13 protein-coding genes and 2 tRNA genes are annotated in these 17,357 nt (G+C 60.2%); 11 read left to right on the top strand and 4 right to left on the bottom strand.

The features are described from left to right. Nucleotides 1-86: 86 nt before the first annotated feature. Both ACVWZF_RS02180 and ACVWZF_RS02175 read left to right on the top strand, forming a co-directional pair. The gene (locus ACVWZF_RS02180; RefSeq protein ID WP_041436530.1) at nt 87-1,292 is read left to right on the top strand and encodes a cysteine desulfurase family protein; all 1,206 of its coding nucleotides are present in this window, start codon (nt 87-89) and stop codon (nt 1,290-1,292) included. 59 nt (nt 1,293-1,351) lie between these two features. Next, entirely contained in the window at nt 1,352-1,960 is a 609-nt protein-coding gene (locus ACVWZF_RS02175) for a CPP1-like family protein (protein ID WP_041436527.1), read from the top strand. A 38-nt stretch (nt 1,961-1,998) separates the two neighbouring features. Here ACVWZF_RS02175 and ACVWZF_RS02170 read toward each other — a convergent pair whose 3' ends face one another. The 3 genes from ACVWZF_RS02170 to lysA all read right to left on the bottom strand — a co-directional run bounded on the left by ACVWZF_RS02170 (nt 1,999) and on the right by lysA (nt 5,272). Further along, nucleotides 1,999-2,745, bottom strand: a complete 747-nt coding sequence (locus tag ACVWZF_RS02170; protein WP_011433250.1) for an isoprenyl transferase — start codon at nt 2,743-2,745, stop codon at nt 1,999-2,001. 5 nt (nt 2,746-2,750) lie between these two features. Beyond that, nucleotides 2,751-3,674 carry a diadenylate cyclase CdaA gene (cdaA, locus tag ACVWZF_RS02165; RefSeq protein ID WP_011433249.1) on the bottom strand — a complete coding sequence of 308 codons (924 nt, stop codon included), beginning with the start codon at nt 3,672-3,674 and terminating at the stop codon, nt 2,751-2,753. Between the two features lie 218 nt (nt 3,675-3,892). Further along, on the bottom strand, nt 3,893-5,272 hold the full coding sequence (gene lysA, locus ACVWZF_RS02160) for a diaminopimelate decarboxylase (RefSeq protein WP_011433248.1): 1,380 nt from the start codon (nt 5,270-5,272) through the stop codon (nt 3,893-3,895). A gap of 221 nt (nt 5,273-5,493) precedes the next feature. Between lysA and ACVWZF_RS02155 the strand changes: the two genes are divergently transcribed. The 5 genes from ACVWZF_RS02155 to ACVWZF_RS02135 all read left to right on the top strand — a co-directional run bounded on the left by ACVWZF_RS02155 (nt 5,494) and on the right by ACVWZF_RS02135 (nt 14,432). Further along, nucleotides 5,494-5,579: transfer RNA gene (locus tag ACVWZF_RS02155), tRNA-Tyr, on the top strand. A gap of 8 nt (nt 5,580-5,587) precedes the next feature. Then, nucleotides 5,588-5,659, top strand: a tRNA-Thr gene (locus ACVWZF_RS02150). Between the two features lie 134 nt (nt 5,660-5,793). Further along, nucleotides 5,794-8,583 carry a cation-translocating P-type ATPase gene (locus tag ACVWZF_RS02145; RefSeq protein ID WP_011433247.1) on the top strand — a complete coding sequence of 930 codons (2,790 nt, stop codon included), beginning with the start codon at nt 5,794-5,796 and terminating at the stop codon, nt 8,581-8,583. A 241-nt stretch (nt 8,584-8,824) separates the two neighbouring features. After that, nucleotides 8,825-13,165: a PAS domain S-box protein gene (locus ACVWZF_RS02140; RefSeq protein WP_457410702.1), complete on the top strand. Its 4,341-nt coding sequence runs from the start codon at nt 8,825-8,827 to the stop codon at nt 13,163-13,165. A 34-nt stretch (nt 13,166-13,199) separates the two neighbouring features. Beyond that, complete coding sequence (locus ACVWZF_RS02135; protein WP_457410701.1) at nt 13,200-14,432, top strand: hybrid sensor histidine kinase/response regulator; 1,233 nt, start codon at nt 13,200-13,202, stop codon at nt 14,430-14,432. Between the two features lie 35 nt (nt 14,433-14,467). Here ACVWZF_RS02135 and ACVWZF_RS02130 read toward each other — a convergent pair whose 3' ends face one another. Then, nucleotides 14,468-14,824, bottom strand: coding sequence for a HesB/IscA family protein (locus ACVWZF_RS02130; protein ID WP_011433244.1), 357 nt, complete (start codon nt 14,822-14,824; stop codon nt 14,468-14,470). 110 nt (nt 14,825-14,934) lie between these two features. Here ACVWZF_RS02130 and ACVWZF_RS02125 point away from each other — a divergent pair, with 110 nt between their 5' ends. The 4 genes from ACVWZF_RS02125 (at nt 14,935) to rpsR (ending at nt 17,345) form a co-directional block, all read left to right on the top strand. After that, a complete protein-coding gene (locus ACVWZF_RS02125; RefSeq protein ID WP_011433242.1) occupies nt 14,935-15,921 on the top strand; it encodes a ribonuclease Z in 987 nt (328 codons plus the stop codon). 29 nt (nt 15,922-15,950) lie between these two features. Next, nucleotides 15,951-16,814, top strand: coding sequence for an RDD family protein (locus ACVWZF_RS02120; protein WP_238376722.1), 864 nt, complete (start codon nt 15,951-15,953; stop codon nt 16,812-16,814). Between the two features lie 91 nt (nt 16,815-16,905). Then, a complete protein-coding gene (rpmG, locus tag ACVWZF_RS02115; RefSeq protein ID WP_011433240.1) occupies nt 16,906-17,100 on the top strand; it encodes a 50S ribosomal protein L33 in 195 nt (64 codons plus the stop codon). 29 nt (nt 17,101-17,129) lie between these two features. Continuing rightward, nucleotides 17,130-17,345, top strand: coding sequence for a 30S ribosomal protein S18 (gene rpsR / locus ACVWZF_RS02110; RefSeq protein WP_011433239.1), 216 nt, complete (start codon nt 17,130-17,132; stop codon nt 17,343-17,345). The last annotated feature ends 12 nt before the right edge of the window (nt 17,346-17,357 follow it).

Below are 17,357 nucleotides of genomic sequence, written 5' to 3'. Positions count from 1 at the left end.
AACAAGGGGAAGCTGCTGCCAGCGTTGGGCAACACTGGCCAAGGATCTTAAGATAGGAACACGGAGCCCCGGCTGGTCGAGCTGGCATGTTGCGTTTGGATCCTGCCCTCTACTTTGACCACAGCGCCACCACTCCGCCTCGGCCTGAGGTGATCGAGGCCATGCAGATGGCGATGCAGGAAAGCTGGGGCAACCCCTCCAGCTTGCACGGGTGGGGAGAACGGGCCGCCATGGCCATGGAGCGGGCGCGGCAGCAGGTGGCCGAGCTGCTTAACTGTGAGCCGGAGGCGCTGCTGTTTACCTCAGGCGGGACGGAGTCCAACAACCTGGCCCTGTTTGGGGTGGCCCAGCGCTACTCTACTCCCCAACATCTCATCATCTCCAGCGTCGAGCACGCCTCGGTGGAGAATGCTGCCCGCCAGTTGCAGTCCCAAGGCTGGCAGGTCACCCGTCTGCTGGTGAACGCCGCCGGCCAGGTGGATCCCCAGACTTTGATCCAGGCGCTGCAACCCAATACCGTTTTGGTCTCCATCGTCCACGGCCAAAATGAGGTGGGATCCCTGCAGCCCATTGCAGAGCTGGGTCAGATCTGTCGCCAGGCGGGGGTGCTCTTCCACACCGACGCTGTGCAGACGGTGGGGCGGATCCCGCTGGATCTGGCGCAACTGCCGGTGGATCTGCTCTCCCTTTCCGGGCATAAACTCTACGGGCCCCAGGGGGTGGGGGCGCTGTACGTGCGCCCAGGGGTGGAGCTGCGACCGCTGCTGCGGGGGGGCGGGCAAGAACGGCGGCTGCGGGCTGGCACCCAAGGGATCCCGGGCATTGTCGGCTTGGGAGTGGCGGCAGCTTTGGCGGCCCAAGAGCTATCTCAAGAAACGGCCCGCCTGCGGCAATTGCAACGGCATTTGGCCCAGTTGCTAGCGGAGGTGCCCGGTTTGCGGCTGACCGGCCCCGTCCGTTTGGAGCAGCGCTTGCCCCACCACCTCAGCTACTGCGCCGCAGGGATCCCGGGGAATGTGCTGGTCAGGGCCCTAAGCCGCCAGGGGATCGCCATTAGCGCCGGCTCCGCCTGTAGCAGCGGCCAACTGATCCCCAGCCGCATCCTCTTGGCCATGGGCCACTCAGAAGCCGAGGCGCTGGGATCCATTCGCCTTAGCCTTGGCAAAGCCACCACCTACGCTGCGGTTGAGTATGTGGCCCGATGTCTACAAACGGAGCTTGCCTCCATCTCCAAATCCGTAGCCTTGGGGAATGCGGCAACTCAATCCCCGTTGTCGATCCCCGTCACGTAGCCGGATCGAAGGTCGGGCAGGCTGGGTTAAGGTGATAAAGAGTTACAGGGCTGGTCGCTATGGCTGAGATGAGTCCGTATCAGGTGTTGGGAATTAGCGAAGAAGCCTCTTTTGAAGAGATTCAATCGGCGCGGGCTCGGCTCCTGGCCAGCTTGGGCGCCGATGAACAGCAGCAAGAGCGGGTGGAGCAAGCCTACGATGCCATCCTGATGCAGCGCCTGCGCCTGCGCAAAGAGGGCAAAATCGCCGTTCCCGATCGCATTCGCTACGCCGAACAACGGGCTGCCCATCCTGAGCCGGAGCTGAGTTTGCCTCGCCCTGCTGCCCAAAATCCCCCCTGGGTCAGCCGCTGGTTGGATACCCCCTCTACCGCCGATGCCCTCTGGCCTGCGGCGCTGCTGGGTGGGCTGGGGGGTTGGGTTATCCTGGCTCCCGATGAGTACCCCTCGCTGCAACTGGCCTTGGGGCTGATGGCTTGTATCTATTTCCTGTACCGCAAAGAGCGCCGCTTCATTCGCGCTTTTCTCTTGGCCCTGGCGGGCCTGAGCCTGGGGCTGATGTTGGCCTACGGCATTGCCCTTCCTCTCACCGGTGGCGATGCTCCTGGTGCGCTGTTGGTGGGGATCACGTTTACGGTGATGTGGTTGGTGACCAGCTTTCTGCGCTAGCTGCCGGTTGGCAACGGATATCCAACCAGGGATCATCCTCACCTGCCAAACCGCCGCTGCCGCGACTGATAGCTAAGCAAGGCTTGGTGAAAAGCGGCTCGGTCGAAATCCGGCCAGAGGATGGGGGTGAAATACTGCTCGGTGTAGGCCATCTGCCAGAGCAGGAAGTTGCTGATGCGCATCTCGCCGCTGGTACGGATCAGCAGATCAGGATCCGATAAGCCGGTGGTGTAGAGAAATTGGGAAAAGAGGGCCTCGTCAATCTGATCCGGCTGCAGCAGCCCCTGCTGCACCAAGGTGGCAATGGAGCGGCAGGCTTGTAGGATCTCCTGTCGTCCCCCGTAGTTGAGGGCCACCGTCAGGCAAATGCCCTTGTTGTGCTGGGTGCAGGCCACCGCATGCACGATGGTTTCCTGCAGAGAGTGGGGCAGAGCCGACAACTGGCCGGCAAACTGGATGCGCACCCCCTGCTGCACCATTTCCCCCAATTCCTGCCACAGCACCTGCTCGAACAAAGTCATGAGAAAATCCACCTCCTCGCGGGCCCGGCCCCAGTTCTCGGTGGAGAAGGCATAGGCGGTAAGGGCTGGGATCCCCCAGTCATCACAACAGCGCAGCAGCTCCTTCAGGGCCGCTACCCCTCGCTGATGCCCAACACTGCGGGGTAAGCCCCGTTTTTGCGCCCAACGCCCGTTGCCATCCATCACCACCGCCACATGGCGGGGCAACAACTGCGGATCTAGGTCGGCAGGCAACTGCAGAAGATGGGCAGGAGAAAGGGTCATGGGGATCAGTCTTTCGGGAGGGTTTTCTCAGGTTTGCGAAAGAGTTTAGTCAGATCGGCAAGGGATCCCCACCAGCGCAGCGGCCCATTGCGAAACCAGGGGTGGGCCCACAATCCCTTTAGCGGAGCATCTCGTTTTTTGGCATCGCGGGGATTGCGCAACCGCTGTACCAGCAGTTCGTGTAACTTGGCACTGGTCAGAGGCCGCTCGATGCGCCCACCCTCCGCCAGGGAAATGGATCCCGTTTCTTCTGAGACCACAATACACAAGCAATTGGTCTGCTCTGTGATCCCCATCGCAGCGCGGTGCCGTGTGCCCAGCTGTCGGGAGGCGGCCCGCTCCGAAACCGGCAGGATGACCCCCGCTGCGCGAATGCGATTCCGATGGATGACCACAGCCCCATCATGCAACAAAGTTGAAGTCTGGAAAATGGTCTGCAAGATCTCCCGCGACACCCGCGCCTGGAGAGGTACTCCTTTGTCGGTAAACACCCGCGAGTCAATTGGTTGCTCCGGCTCAATCACAATCAGCGCTCCTGTGCGGTTTTGGGAAAGTTCTCGCACTGCTTGCACCAGTTCTTCCACCAAATCTTCCTCAGGATCCTCCTCGTCATCGCCTGCGTTGCTCGGCCACTCCATGCGGATGGCTCTTGCCAACTGCTCCAGCAGCCGGCGAAACTCCGGTTGAAAGAGCACGCCCATGGCTACAGCTGCGCCCAGGAGCAGGCGATCCAAGATCAGGTGAACCAAGGGGAGAGAGGCTGTGGCCAGGTACAGCACCAGCAGCACTATAAATCCCCTCACCAGCACCCCAGCACGACTTTCGCGGGTGTAGTAGAGAGCCAAAGCCAACAGAAAGACAGCCAGAGCCCAGTCCAAGAGGCTGAGAAAGTTAAACTGCTGTAGCCAAGCCCATAAGGCCGCCAGCATGGCGAAAAACCCCGTTCACGCTCCCCTCATTGCGGACCTTCTGCCTGGTGCCGTTCTGCACCTCAGAACCCCTGTTGGACTGCGGCCCCCAGACCAGCCTACCACTCACCTCCTGGCTGTCTTCCAGTCTTTCTCGCATGAGGTGCGTTGGCTGCGGTCGGCGCTGCCAGGAAAGGCTGTGCCTCTACTGACCAGATGGGTATGGGCAAACTTCCCCTTCAACGCAGCAACCGCTCTGGCAAGACATCTTGACGGATTAAGTCGGCATAAGTTTCTCGCCGCACAATCAACTGGGCCTCTCCCTCGTTGACCAGCACCGCGGCTGGCCGAGGGAAGCGATTGTAATTGGAAGCCATGCTGTAGTTGTAGGCCCCCGTCGCCAAAACCACCAACACTTCTCCTGCCATTGGGGCGGGCAGAAGCACATCCTTCAACAGCACATCCCCCGACTCGCAGTGCTTGCCGGCCACCGTTACCCGCTGCGTGGCCTCTGCCTCTGGTCGGTTGGCCAGAAGGGCGGTATAGCGGGCTTGATAGGTGATCGGGCGGGGGTTGTCGGACATACCACCGTCGATGGTGATGTAGGTGCGTCCTTGGGGCAGGTCATCACTGGGAGGGATCCGCTTTTGCCCTCCCAGGGTGTAGGCGGTCACGGCAGCCGGCCCAATCACAGATCGTCCAGGCTCGCAGAGCACCTTGGGCAAAGGGATCCCGGACTGGGCAAAGGCTTGTTGCACCGCCGTTGCCACAGTTTCCACCCACTCCGGGATGGAGGGGGGATCATCGGATTCGATATAGCGGATCCCCAGGCCCCCACCCACATTCAGCTCTTGTAGGGGCAACCCTCTGCCCAGCCCTTGCCGCCAGATCTGGGCCAGCACCCCCGCCAGGTCGCGGTGGCCCTGTAGATCAAAAATCTGTGACCCAATGTGGGCATGGAGCCCAACGCACTGCAGTTGGGGATGGGCTGCCAAAAAGTCAAACACCTCCGGCAGTTGCCATTGGCCAATGCCGAATTTGCTGTCGGTTTGTCCGGTGCGGATGTACTCGTGGGTGTGGACGTCAATACCAGGGTTAACCCGCAGGAGCAGCCGCGCTGGCCGTGCGGGCGTGGTCAGGGCCGACACCTGCTGCAGTTCGTACAGGCTATCGACCACCAAAGTACAGCCCGTCTCCAGGGCCAAGTTCAGCTCGTCGAGAGACTTGGCGTTGCCGTGCAGATAGAGATCTTCACCTTTGGCCCCCGCCTGCAGGGCTGTGTACAGCTCCCCGCCGGAAGCCACATCCAACCCCAGCCCTTCTTGCAGCGCCAATGCACAGATGGCCAGGCAGTTCCAGGCTTTCGTGGCGTACAAAACCCGGGATCCCCCGGCGTAGCAGCGGGCCCAGGTGTCGCGGTAAAGCTGGCAGGCGCGGCGCAGCGTCCATTCGTCCAGGATGTAGAGAGGGGATCCAAACTGGCGCACCAGCTCCACCACGTCGCACCCCCCAATTTCCAAGTGCCCCCGGCTGTTGATACGGCTGGTCAAGGGGCGCAAAGACTGGTTGGGGGAAAGGGTCTGCTCTGGATGGGTGGGAGTGCCGAGGGTCGAAATCATGGTCAGGAGTCAGAAAACTGTCTTAAACGATATCAAGTTCCTTATTCAGTTTGTCTTGAAAAGTGCCCAGCCCTAACCCGATCCCTTTATACCCAGCTCTGGGGCTGCCTCGTTCCGCTTCGACTCTGACTCCTCGGTTTTGAGATGGCTGACAATTGGCACAGTGGGAGTGTGTCTGACTTACGCAACACCTTCTGCTATGATGAAAGACCGGTGTCAACGGGTCGATGCCCGAGGGGTTAAAGGGGGCGGACTGTAAATCCGCTGGCTTACGCCTACGTTGGTTCGAATCCAACTCGGCCCACCATCGGCTTTGCCCACGTGGCTCAGTGGTAGAGCACCCCCTTGGTAAGGGGGAGGTCACGAGTTCGATCCTCGTCGTGGGCTTGGCGCTCTGAAGATGATCCCAGCCGCTGGCGCCAGAAGAGCTATGGCCCGAACAACTGGGGAGATGACAAGAATCCTCCCCCTCGAAGGCGGGGAGTATGTCAAAATGCGGCAAGAACCCTCGAGTGGTCGCGATGATCCCACCGGATGGATCCCCCCTTGCTTCTGTTCCTGCCTGGCATAGCCTCACCCTCGCCGCTGCCATCCAGAAGTTGCAGACCGATCCCGATCGTGGCCTCACCACTCAGCAGGTGATCCAGAGGCAGCGGCAATATGGCCCCAATGAGCTGATCACCACTTCTGGCCGTAGCTCCTGGCAAGTCCTGCTGGATCAATTCCGCAACATCATGCTGCTGATGCTGATCGCCGTAGCGGCGATCTCAGCCACTTTGGACTTGCAAGAAGGCGAGTTTCCCAAAGATGCCCTGGCCATTTTGTTGATCGTTGGCCTTAACGGTGGCCTGGGCTATTTGCAAGAAAGTCGGGCGGAAAAAGCGCTGGCGGCCCTGAAAAAACTGGCCTCCCCTACTGTGCGGGTGGAGCGGGATGGCCTGTGGCAAGAAGTTCCAGCCAGCCAACTGGTGCCGGGGGATCGCGTGCTGCTGGAAGCCGGGGTACAGATCCCAGCCGATGGGCGCTTGGCCGAGGCCGTGAACCTGCAGGTGCGGGAAGCAGCTTTGACCGGAGAAGCCACCCCTGTAACCAAACAGGCAGATTGCGTACTCCCGCCGGACATCGAGCTGGGGGAACGGCGCAACATGGCCTTCATGGGCACCGAAGTGATTCAGGGGCGAGGGATCCTCTTGGTTACTGCCACCGGCATGAACACGGAGCTGGGCAAGGTGGCGAAGCTGCTACAAACGGTGGAAAACGAGCCCACTCCCCTGCAGCGGCGCATGAGCCAACTGGGCAATGTGCTGGTGTCGGGATCCCTGGCTTTGGTGGCCTTGGTGGTGGGGATAGGGCTGCTGCAAGCCGGGAGCATGGCCCCTTTCACCTCGCTTCTGGAAACCTCCTTGAGCATGGCCGTGGCCGTGGTACCAGAGGGGCTGCCCGCGGTTATCACTGTCACCCTGGCCATTGGCACCCAACGCATGGTGCGCCGCCATGCCCTCATCCGCCGCCTGCCGGCAGTGGAGACCCTGGGATCCGTGACCACCATCTGCTCCGACAAAACCGGCACCCTCACGGAAAACAAAATGGTGGTGACCGACATCGTTACCCCCGACCGCCATTACCACGTCAGCGGCAGCGGTTACATTCCCAAGGGATCCTTCTACTGCGGCGGCCAGCCCATAGATCCCGGGAGCGCCCCGGATCTGCAGGCCATCTTGCGGGCCGTGGTGTTCTGCAACGATGCCCTGTTGCAGGCCAGTCTCCAACCTGTTGCCGGGCGTAACCCTCGGTCTGCAGTTTCTTCCCCCCCTTCAACGCCCACCTGGTCCATCCTGGGGGATCCCACCGAGGCCGCCCTGCTGGTGGCAGCCGCCAAGGCCAACCTCCACAAAGGCTCTTTACAGGAGCGCTACCCACGGGTGCAGGAGCTCCCCTTCAGCTCGGAACGAAAACGCATGAGCGTGGTGATCCAAGAAAACGGCGGCTACTGCGTCTACACCAAGGGATCCCCAGAGCTGGTGCTAGAGCGGTGTGATCGCATCCAGAAAGGGGGCACTTGGCAGGAGCTGTCGGAAACCGATCGCCAAGCCATCCTCGGCACCAACAACCGCCTGGCCGCCCAAGGTATCCGGGTTCTGGGGGTAGCCACCCAGAGGCTAGAGCGGATCCCGGACAACGGGGAAGAGGTGGAGCACAACCTGGTTTGGCTGGGCTTGGTGGGGATGCACGATGCTCCGCGACCAGAGGCGCGAGAGGCCGTGGCCCGCTGCCGAGAAGCCGGGATCCGCACGTTGATGATTACCGGCGACCACCAACTGACAGCTGTTGCCATTGCCCGCCAGCTGGGCATTCTCGAGTCGGAGGATCAGGCGATTGACGGGCGTACCCTCTCCCGCTTGAGTTTCGAGGAGCTGCTGCAAACGGTACAAACCGTCAGGGTCTATGCCCGCGTCGCCCCCGAGCACAAGCTGCGCATTGTCCAGGCCTTGCAAAAGCAAAACGAGTTCGTGGCCATGACCGGGGATGGGGTCAACGACGCCCCTGCCCTGCGCCAAGCGGATATCGGCATTGCCATGGGCATCACGGGCACCGATGTGAGCAAAGAGGCCAGCGATATGGTGCTGCTGGACGACAACTTCGCCACCATCGTGGCAGCCATTGAAGAAGGGCGAGTGGTTTACAGCAACATCCGCCGCTTTGTGAAGTACATTTTGGGCAGCAACATCGGTGAGGTGCTGACAGTGGCTGCTGCCCCCATCCTGGGCTTGGGGGATGTGCCGCTGACGCCCCTACAGATCCTGTGGATGAACCTGGTGACCGATGGCCTGCCCGCTCTGGCCTTGGCTTTGGAACCGGCGGAGCCAGGGGTGATGCAGCGCCCCCCCTTCAACCCCAAAGAGAGCATCTTCGCCCAGGGGCTGGGAGCCTACATGGTGCGCATCGGCGTGGTTTTTGCCATCTCCACAATCCTCATGATGGCCATTGTGGAAGCCTACATCCCCCACTGGCGCACGATGGTCCTCACCACCCTGTGTATCGCCCAGATGGGCCATGCGCTGGCCGTGCGCTCCAACGAGAAGCTCACCATCGAGACCAACCCTTTTTCCAACCCCTACCTGCTGGGCGCGGTCCTGACCACTCTGCTCTTGCAATTGGCTCTGCTCTATGTGCCTTTCTTGCGCAGCTTCTTTGGCACAGAGGAGCTAACCCGCACTGAACTTTTGATCTGCTTGGGCTCTAGCACCGTGGTTATGGTCTGGGTGGAGTTGGAAAAACTCTATTGCCGCTGGCGCAAGGGATCCCGCTGAATCTTCACAATTATTTTTCACAATAAAGCATCTTCACAATAAAGAGTCTCTCTCCCTACTGCACCCAGAAACAAAGCTTTGAGCCAAGACTCATTTCCCCAAAAAGCCACTCTTGAGGAATCCTGCCCATTGCATAGAGGCCATTTCCGCAAGTTAGCTGAGCTTCCCCTTTTGACCTCCAAGATAAGCTGGAAAGACTTGCTGGGATACTGTGGAAAGGGGGCAGGAATCTCTGGGTTCTATGCACAGAGAGCTATGGGCGGTAGGGAAAACGGTGGGCCTGGTGGATCCCTCTGGCCTTGCCTTTTGGCTGCTGGGATCCCTCTTCTTGGCTCTCCTGCTGCTTGGCGTCAGCCTGGGGGAAAGTCAGCCGCTTTCTGTCTTCAGAGGGATCCTGGGATCCCTTTCTCGAAGATTTCCCTTCCAACCTCCTAGAGGCACCCCCAGCCCAGAGGCTCGTTTTCGGGCAGCCTTGGAAGCCAGCTTGGATGCTATTTACCTGCTGGAGGCGGTGCGGGATCCCGTTACCCGCGAGATCCGCGACTTTGTCTTTGTGGATGTCAACGCCAAGGGGGAAGAGCTCATTTCCCTCCAGCGCCGGCAGATCATCGGCCAGCGGCTGTGCGAGCTGCTGCCCATCAACCGCTGGGGGGGCTTTTTTGAGAAATACAAGCGAGTGGTGGAAACCGGCATTCCTCTGGAAGAGGAGTTCCCCATTTCGGGGCAGCCGGGCTTGAAGGCCAGTTGGATCCATCACCAAGTGGTGCCGGTGGGCGATGGGATCCTCATCACCAGCCGCGACATCAGCGAGCGGGTCAAGATGGAGCGGGCTCTACAGGAAAGCGAGTCTCGCTACCGCGCCCTCTACGAGGCCATTCCCGACTTGATTTTTGAGCTCAGCGCCGAGGGAGTCATTCTTCATTGCAAGCCTTCCCCTTACGTTCCCACCCGACATCCGCCTGAGTTTTACGTGGGTTGCCGCGCCCAAGACGTGTTTACTGGCTCGCTGAAAGAGCAGTATCCATCTCTGGCGGAGGGGGCCTTGGTCAGCCAGACGCCGCAGTACCTAGAGTACGAAGTTGAGATTGAGCCGGGGATCCGCTGCTATCGGAGAGCCTGCGTTGTCGCTCACGGGAGAGACAAAGTTTACATCCTGGTGCGAGATATCACCGAGCGGAAACAGGCGGAGTTGGCCCTTAGAGAAATGGAAGCCACCCAGCGGGCCATTCTCCAAGCCATCCCCGACCTTATTGTTCGCCTGAATCGCCAGGGCATCTGCCTGAGTTTTATTTCCGGCGGCGATGTCCATCTTGACTGCCCAGCAGAGCGCCACTTAGGTCGATCCCTCCAGGAGATTCTGCCGCCAGCGCTGGCCGAGCAGCGGCTTTTCTATGTTCAGCAAGCCCTGGCCACCCAAACCCAACAGCGCTACGAGTACAGCATTGAAGTTCAAGGGGAGGTACGCTACGAAGAGGCCCGCATTGTCCCTCTCAACAGCCAGGAAGTCCTGGCAATCGTGCGGGATATTACAGAAGCCAAGCAGGCGGAGCTGGCCTTGAAAGCCGCTGAACAAGTGCAGCGAGCCATTCTAGAAGCCATTCCCGACTTGATCTTCCGCCTGGATAGCCAGGGCATTTGCTTGAGCTTTGTCTGGGGGGGCGAGGTTGTTCCCTATAGCTCACCCGACACCTACGTGGGCCGATCCCTGCAGGAGCTTTTGCCACCGGAGTTGGCCGAGCGGCGGCTTTTCTTTGTTCAGCAGGCTATAGCTACCCAGACGCGGCAGCGCTACGACCAAAGCATTGAGATTCAAGGAGAGACCCGCCACGAAGAGGTGCGCATTGTGCCCCTCAACCCCCAAGAGGTGGTGGTGATCGTCCGCGATGTAACCGACAGGGTGCGATCCCAGCAGGCCGTCCAGGAAAGCGAGCAGAAGTTCCGGGCGCTGTTTGAGAATGCCGCTGTGGCCATCCTCATCCGCCATGCCGAGACCGGCGAGATCCTGGAGGCCAACTCCCAAGCCATTTCGGCCTATGGCTTCTCCAGCCTGGAGGAGCTGCGGGCCTTCGACGCTTCCGAGCAGTCTCCCTATCGCCGGGCTCTTCGGGGCGGGGAGTTCTCGCTGCAGTCCTACTTGGAGCAAGCCCGCCAGCAGGGATCCGCCCGCTTTGAGTGGCACTGGCAGCGGCAGGATGGCCGAGTTGTCTGGGAAGACGTGTTTGTGCAGCCCCTTGTCTTGCGCGGGATCCCGTGTTGGGTGTTTACCGCGGTGGACATCACTGCCCGCAAGTCGGCAGAAGCGGAGCTGGAGCAGTTTTTCTCGGTGGCTCTGGATTTGCTTTGCATTGCCGATGCCCAAGGGTACTTTCGCCGTCTCAACCGAGCCTGGGAGACCACCCTGGGCTATTCTTTGCAGGAGCTGCAGAGCCGACCCTTTTTGGAGTGGGTTCACCCGGAAGATGTCCCCGCCACACAGGCGGCCATGCAGCAGCTTGTCGAAGAGAAACGGCTGGATCACTTTGTCAACCGCTACCGCACCCAGGACGGCAGCTATCGTTTCATCGAGTGGCGAGCCTCTTTGGCCGGATCCCTGTTCTACGCCGCCGGACGGGATATCACCGTAGCCAAGCTGGCAGAAGAGCAGATGAAAGCAGCCAAGGAAGCTGCCGAAGCCGCCAGCCGGGCCAAGAGCGAGTTCCTGGCCACCATCAGCCACGAGATCCGCACCCCCATCAACGCCATTTTGGGGATGACCAGTCTACTCCTGGACACCTCCTTGGATCCGCAGCAGCAGGATTGGGTACAGACCATCCGCTATGGAGGCGAGGTGCTGCTGAACCTAATCAACGACATCCTCGATTTCTCCAAGATCGAGTCCCAGAAGCTGGAACTGGAGGAAATACCCTTTTCCTTGCCGCAGTTGGTGGAGGAGCTGCTGGATTTGATGGCCGCCCAAGCCCAGAGCAAGGATCTGGAACTGGTGGCCTGGGTGGATCCCAACCTGCCGCCAACCTTGATAGGGGATCCCAACCGGCTGCGCCAAATCCTGGCCAATCTGCTCAGCAACGCCATCAAGTTCACCCCCCAGGGAGAGGTGGTGGTGACCGTCGAGGCCGGGGAGAGGGATCCTGAAAAGCAATGGGTCAACGTTCAGGTGCGGGATACAGGCATTGGCATTCCCCCCGAAAAATTGGATCGCCTCTTCAAGCCCTTCAGCCAGGTGGATAGCTCCATCAGCCGCCAGTTTGGGGGCACCGGCCTGGGCTTGGCCATCAGCCAGCGTCTCTGCCAGCTCATGGGGGGAGCAATCGGGGTGGAAAGTCAGCCGGGCCAGGGATCCACTTTTCGCTTTCGCATTCCCCTTCGCATTCCCCTGAAGAGGTTAGACCAGGAGCCATCGGCAACAGCTGCGCCGGATCCCAGCTTGGCCGGTAAGCAGATCTTGCTGGTGGAAGATAACGCCAGCCAACGGCAGCTGTTGGCCCGACTGCTGAGAGCTTGGGGCATGGAGGTAACCTGTTGTGCCTTGGCGGCAGAAGCCCAGGCTGCAGCTAGAACCCATTCTTTTGACCTGGCCCTTCTGGATGCCACCCTGCCAGACCGGGATGGCCTAACCTTGGCGGCTGACCTGCAGACAGCGCAACCCCGCCTGTTACCGCTAGTGCTGACGGGGCGCAACTTCATCTCCACAGCAGACCCTCTCCCCGCTTTGGCCAAGCCGGTCAAAGCCTCCCAACTGCGGAAGCTGCTGCTGGGGCTTGTGGGAGAAAAAGCTCCTTCCTCCTTATCTTCCTCTCCCGCCGCTCCTCCCTCCATTTGGGACGCGACCCTGGCCAGCCGCTACCCGCTTCAGATCCTGGTGGCAGAGGATAACCCGGTTAACCAGAAGGTGATTCGCCTCATGCTGGAGCGATTGGGCTACCGGCCCGACATAGTCGGCAACGGTCTGGAAGCCGTCCAAGCTCTGCGCCTGCGACCCTACGATCTGGTGTTGATGGATATGCAAATGCCGGAGCTGGATGGTCTTTCGGCCACCCGTCGCATCCGCGCTGAACTGCCTCCTGAGCGCCAGCCTCGCATTGTCGTCCTCACGGCCAATGTGTTTTCGGAAGGCCGTGCTGCTGCCCAAGCTGCTGGGGTAGATGGCTATCTAACCAAACCCTTGGAGCCAGCCGCCCTAGTCCGGGTTCTTCAGGGATCCCTTCCCCTTCCCATCCCGGCCAGCCAAGAAGAGGATCCGCCCCTCGACCCCGTTATCCTCGCCCAGATGCGGGCAGTCTTCAGCTCTCCAGAAGCCTGGCAGGAGATGGTCCAAATCTACCGGCAGGACAGCGAAGCTCTATTGGGATCCCTGCGGCAGGCCCTGGAGCAGCGGGATCCCCAAGCCATTGCTCGGCTGGCCCACCGCCTCAAGGGCAGCAGCAGCACCCTGGGCGCCAAACGTCTGGCTGAGCTGTGTCAGCAGTTGGAAAAGCTGGCCCATGCCGAGCTAGCCAGTTCTGTAAAATGGGATACTATAGAGCAAACCGTGCAGCAGCTGGAGGTGGCATATCGGCAAGTTACCCTCAGTCTCTCCTCCTGAGTGCAGAGCCTTTCTCCCTCTCCTCTCAATGCCTATGCTGAGGCCCAATCCCCACCCTCCGGCCAGCTCGCCGGCGGTTCCTGAGGCCCAGGCGGGATCCCCCTCGCCTGAAAAGAAGCCGTTGGTGTTGGTGGTGGACGATGAGCGCAGCCAGCGGCTCGTGGTTTGCTATGCACTTGAGCGAGAAGGCTACCAAGTTCTAGAAGCCAGCAGCGGCGAAGTCTGTCTGCAGCTAGCCGCTCAACACCCAGTGGATATGGTCTTGCTGGATGCGGTCATGCCGGATGTGGATGGGTTTGAGTGCTGTCGCCGCCTCCATGCTCAAAACTCGGATCTGCCCATTCTCATCGTCACGGCGCTGGAAGATGAGTCCTGCGTGGATGAAGCCTTTGCTGCCGGGGCCAGCGATTACATTTCCAAACCCATTCGCTGGTCGGTCTTGAAGCGGCGTATCCGTCACCTGATCCAGGCCAGCCAAGCCCAACGCCACCTGCGGGAACTTAACCAAGCCCTAGAAGCCAAAGTGCAGGAACGTACCGCCCAGCTGGCCTGCCAGGTACAGGACTTGCAGCAGCTCAGCCGCCTTAAGGATAGCTTTCTGGCCAGCGTTTCCCACGAGCTGCGCACTCCCCTCACCAAGATCAAGTTGGCCCTGGAACTGTTGGGCCGCACTCCTCTCAACGAGAAGCAGTGCCAATACCACCGCATCGCTTTGGAAGAGTGTCAGGCTGAAACTGAGCTAATCAACAGATTGCTGGATCTGCAGAGCCTAGAAGCCAAAGAGTTGAGCTCTGCGGCTGCCGCCATCGATCTCCACAGCCTTTGCACAAGCCTGCTCGACGGGGTGCGAGAACGGGCTCAAGCCCGGCAACTGAAGCTGGAGATGGCAGAGCTGACCTCATTCCCGGCAGTGCTCTACAGCTACCCGCAGCGGCTAACCCTGATCCTGAAGGAACTGCTGGAAAATGCCTGCAAGTTTACCCAGCCGGGCGGAACCCTCCGCTTGGAGGTGCAAGCCTTTCCCGGTGGGGTTGAGTTAAGAGTCGGCAATACCGCCCAAATCGAGCCTGAACACCTGCCCCACCTTTTCGAACGCTTTTACCGTGTGCCTTCTGAGGATCCCTGGGCGCAACCGGGCAGCGGCCTTGGACTGGCCTTGGTGAAGCAGTGGGTGAAGTATCTGCAGGGCCAAATCCGGGTCACCAGCCAGAAGGGATGGACTTGGTTTGTCCTTTGGCTGCCCAGCCTAGAGCCCTCCAACCGTTGACGCCCAAAGGCGGGTGGGAGGCAGCGATTGAGACTTTAGTGACCAACGACAGCAGCAGTCTCAGCAGTGGCAAAGGAGGTGCCACACCCACAGCTAGCTATTGCATTGGGGTTCCTGAAGCGGAAACCGCCCCCCAGCAGATCCTCGGAAAAGTCGACGGTGGTGCCGCTGATCAAGGTCATACTCAAGGGATCCACTGCCACCTGGATATCCCCAAAGTCGAAGGTATGATCGTCAGGGTTGGCCTGAGACTCGAAGTTCATTACGTAAGAGAGGCCAGAGCAGCCGCTTGGCTTGACCCCTAGACGCAGGATGGGCTGGGATCCCTCTTTTTCGTACTTGCTGCGCAGGCGCTTCAACTCTTGGATGGCGCTATCGGTCAGGGTGATCATGACGAGAAGGCTCAAGGGTACGTTCTACTCCCCATCCTATCAAGGGTTTTTTCTCGGCCAGCGAGAGCAATTGGTAAGCTAGGGATCCCAATCCTTGAGGTTTTGCCCCTGTGACAGATCCCAACGCCATTCGGATCACCTTTTTGGGCACCAGCTCCGGCATGCCCACCCGCCAGCGCAATGTCTCTGGGGTGGCGGTGCAGTTTCCCCAGCGGTCGGAATGGTGGCTGTTCGATTGTGGCGAGGGCACCCAGCACCAGTTGCTGCGCCTAGACGAGCTGCGCCCCAGCCAGTTGCGCCGCATTTTCATCACCCACATGCACGGGGATCACATCTACGGCCTGCCGGGGCTGTTGGCCTCCTGTGGCTTGGGCAGCACCCCTGAGCACATCGATATCTACGGCCCACCAGGTCTGGAAGAGTACCTGAAGGCCGTGTTGCGCTACAGCGAGACCCGGATCCCCTACGGCTTCCGCGTTCACACCGTCGAAACCGGTCTCATCCTGCAAGAGCCGGAATACTCCGTCTTCTGCGCGCCCTTGGATCACCGGGTGCCCGCCTTCGGCTACCGCGTGGTGGAACAGGATCGGCCAGGCAGCTTTAATGTGGCCAAAGCCCAGGCCGATGGGATCCCCTTTGGCCCTCTGTATGGGCAGCTCAAGGCCGGCCAATCCATCATCTGGCAGGGCCGCTGCTTTCACGGACGGGATTATGTCGGGGATCCCATTCCGGGCCGCAAATTCTCCTACTGCACCGACACGATTTTCTGCCGCAATGCTGTTGATCTCTCCCGGGCTGCGGATCTGGTCATCCACGAGGCTACCTACGCTCAGGCTGACTTGGAGCTGGCCCGCCGCTCTAAGCATTCCACCGCCGCCATGGCCGCCCAAGTGGCCGCCGAAGCCAAGGCCCAAGCTTTGATCCTCACCCACTTCAGCCCCCGCTACACCCCAGAGGCCCCCATTACCTTGGAAGACCTGCTGGCAGAAGCTCAGGCCATTTTTCCCAATACCCTGCTGGCCCGCGATCGGCTGACCTACGAGATCCCCCGTCGCAGCCCGTCCCCTCTGCCGGTGGGTGTGGGCTTGCCTCGCTAGAATGGTAGAACTGACTGTCTCAACCGGCAATGACGGATCCCAGACCTTACCCCGAACGTCCCCCATTTCCAGAGCGGCCCAAAACCGAACAACTGGATCAAACTGCCAACGAATGGCGAGCCTTCAGCGCTTTGCCTCCTGCCACCTCTCTGCCCCCGGTTCAAGCCGAGCGGCCAGTCCCGCAAACGGCTGCTGAGGGAGAACCCCTGCCGAAATTGGCTCCCTGGAGTAAACGGATAGGGGCCTTTGCCCTCGACTTTGGGCTGGGGCTGGGGATCTCCTACCTAGCCCAAGGCTTGGCTGCTCTGGTAGGGGCCAATGCAAGCGCCGTGGACATGGTCGGCTATATCGCCTTCTTCGCTACCTGGCTGGTGAACCGCGGCTATTTCCAATCCCGCCCTGAGGGCCAAAGCCTCGGCAAATGGCTGCTGAACATCAAAACCCTGGATCCCGAGACCGAAGCCTCGCCGCACCTGGTTCGCTCTCTGGCTCGAGAGGGAGTGCTCTCCCTCTTTGTGCTCACGGAGGCCCTGCTGGTGCCTCTGGCTGCGGATGGGCTGTTTGCCGTCTTCGACAAGGAAAAACGCCAAACCATTCACGACCGCGCCGGACGTACCCTAGTGGTGGAAGCGGAGCGGGGCTACCACCTGGATGAAAAAGTCTTGCGGTTTTTGCAGGACATCCTAGAGGGGGACGCTGCTGACGACGTCAAATCGGCTGCTCGCGACCTGCTGCGCCAAGCCCAGCGCAATGACACCGTGCGGGATCTGTCCAAGCAGTTGCAGCGCCTGAGCAAAGATGTGGATCGCAACGCCCGTAGCCTACGGCAACAAACGGGCAAGCAAGTGAAAACTTGGGTTGATTCCGTCAAGGAAAAGTTGGATAATTGGTGATCGCGCTTATCGAGGTAAACCCCCATCTCCAGCCTCAGGATCTGGGATTGCAGTTTCCTCATTGCCGTTTACCTTCGTCTTGGGATCCGTCATGGCTAAAGCAAAGGGTGCCCGCATCATCATTACTCTGGAGTGTACGGAGTGCCGCACCAACGTCAACAAGCGCTCTCCAGGCGTGAACCGCTACACCACCACCAAAAACCGCCGCAACACAACAGCCCGCTTAGAGCTGAAGAAATTCTGCCCCCACTGCAACCGCCACACCGTCCACAAAGAGATTAAGTAGTTCAAGCCGTTTCGCCGTTCTCCTGACCTATGGTTTACGCTCGCCGCCGCCTGTCTCCCATTAAGCCGGGAGAGCCCATTAGGTACACCGATGTGGAGCTGCTCAAGAAATTTGTTACCGAGCGAGGCAAGATCTTGCCCCGCCGCATCACCGGCCTGACTGCCAAACAACAGCGGGAGCTCACCGCCGCGATCAAACGAGCGCGCATCATGGGTCTTCTTTACTTTGTCAACAAAGAGGGATAGCTTTCTCCGGAT

The organism is Thermostichus sp. OS-CIW-30 (assembly GCF_054060215.1).
This window is presented reverse-complemented; position numbering and strand designations above follow the sequence as displayed.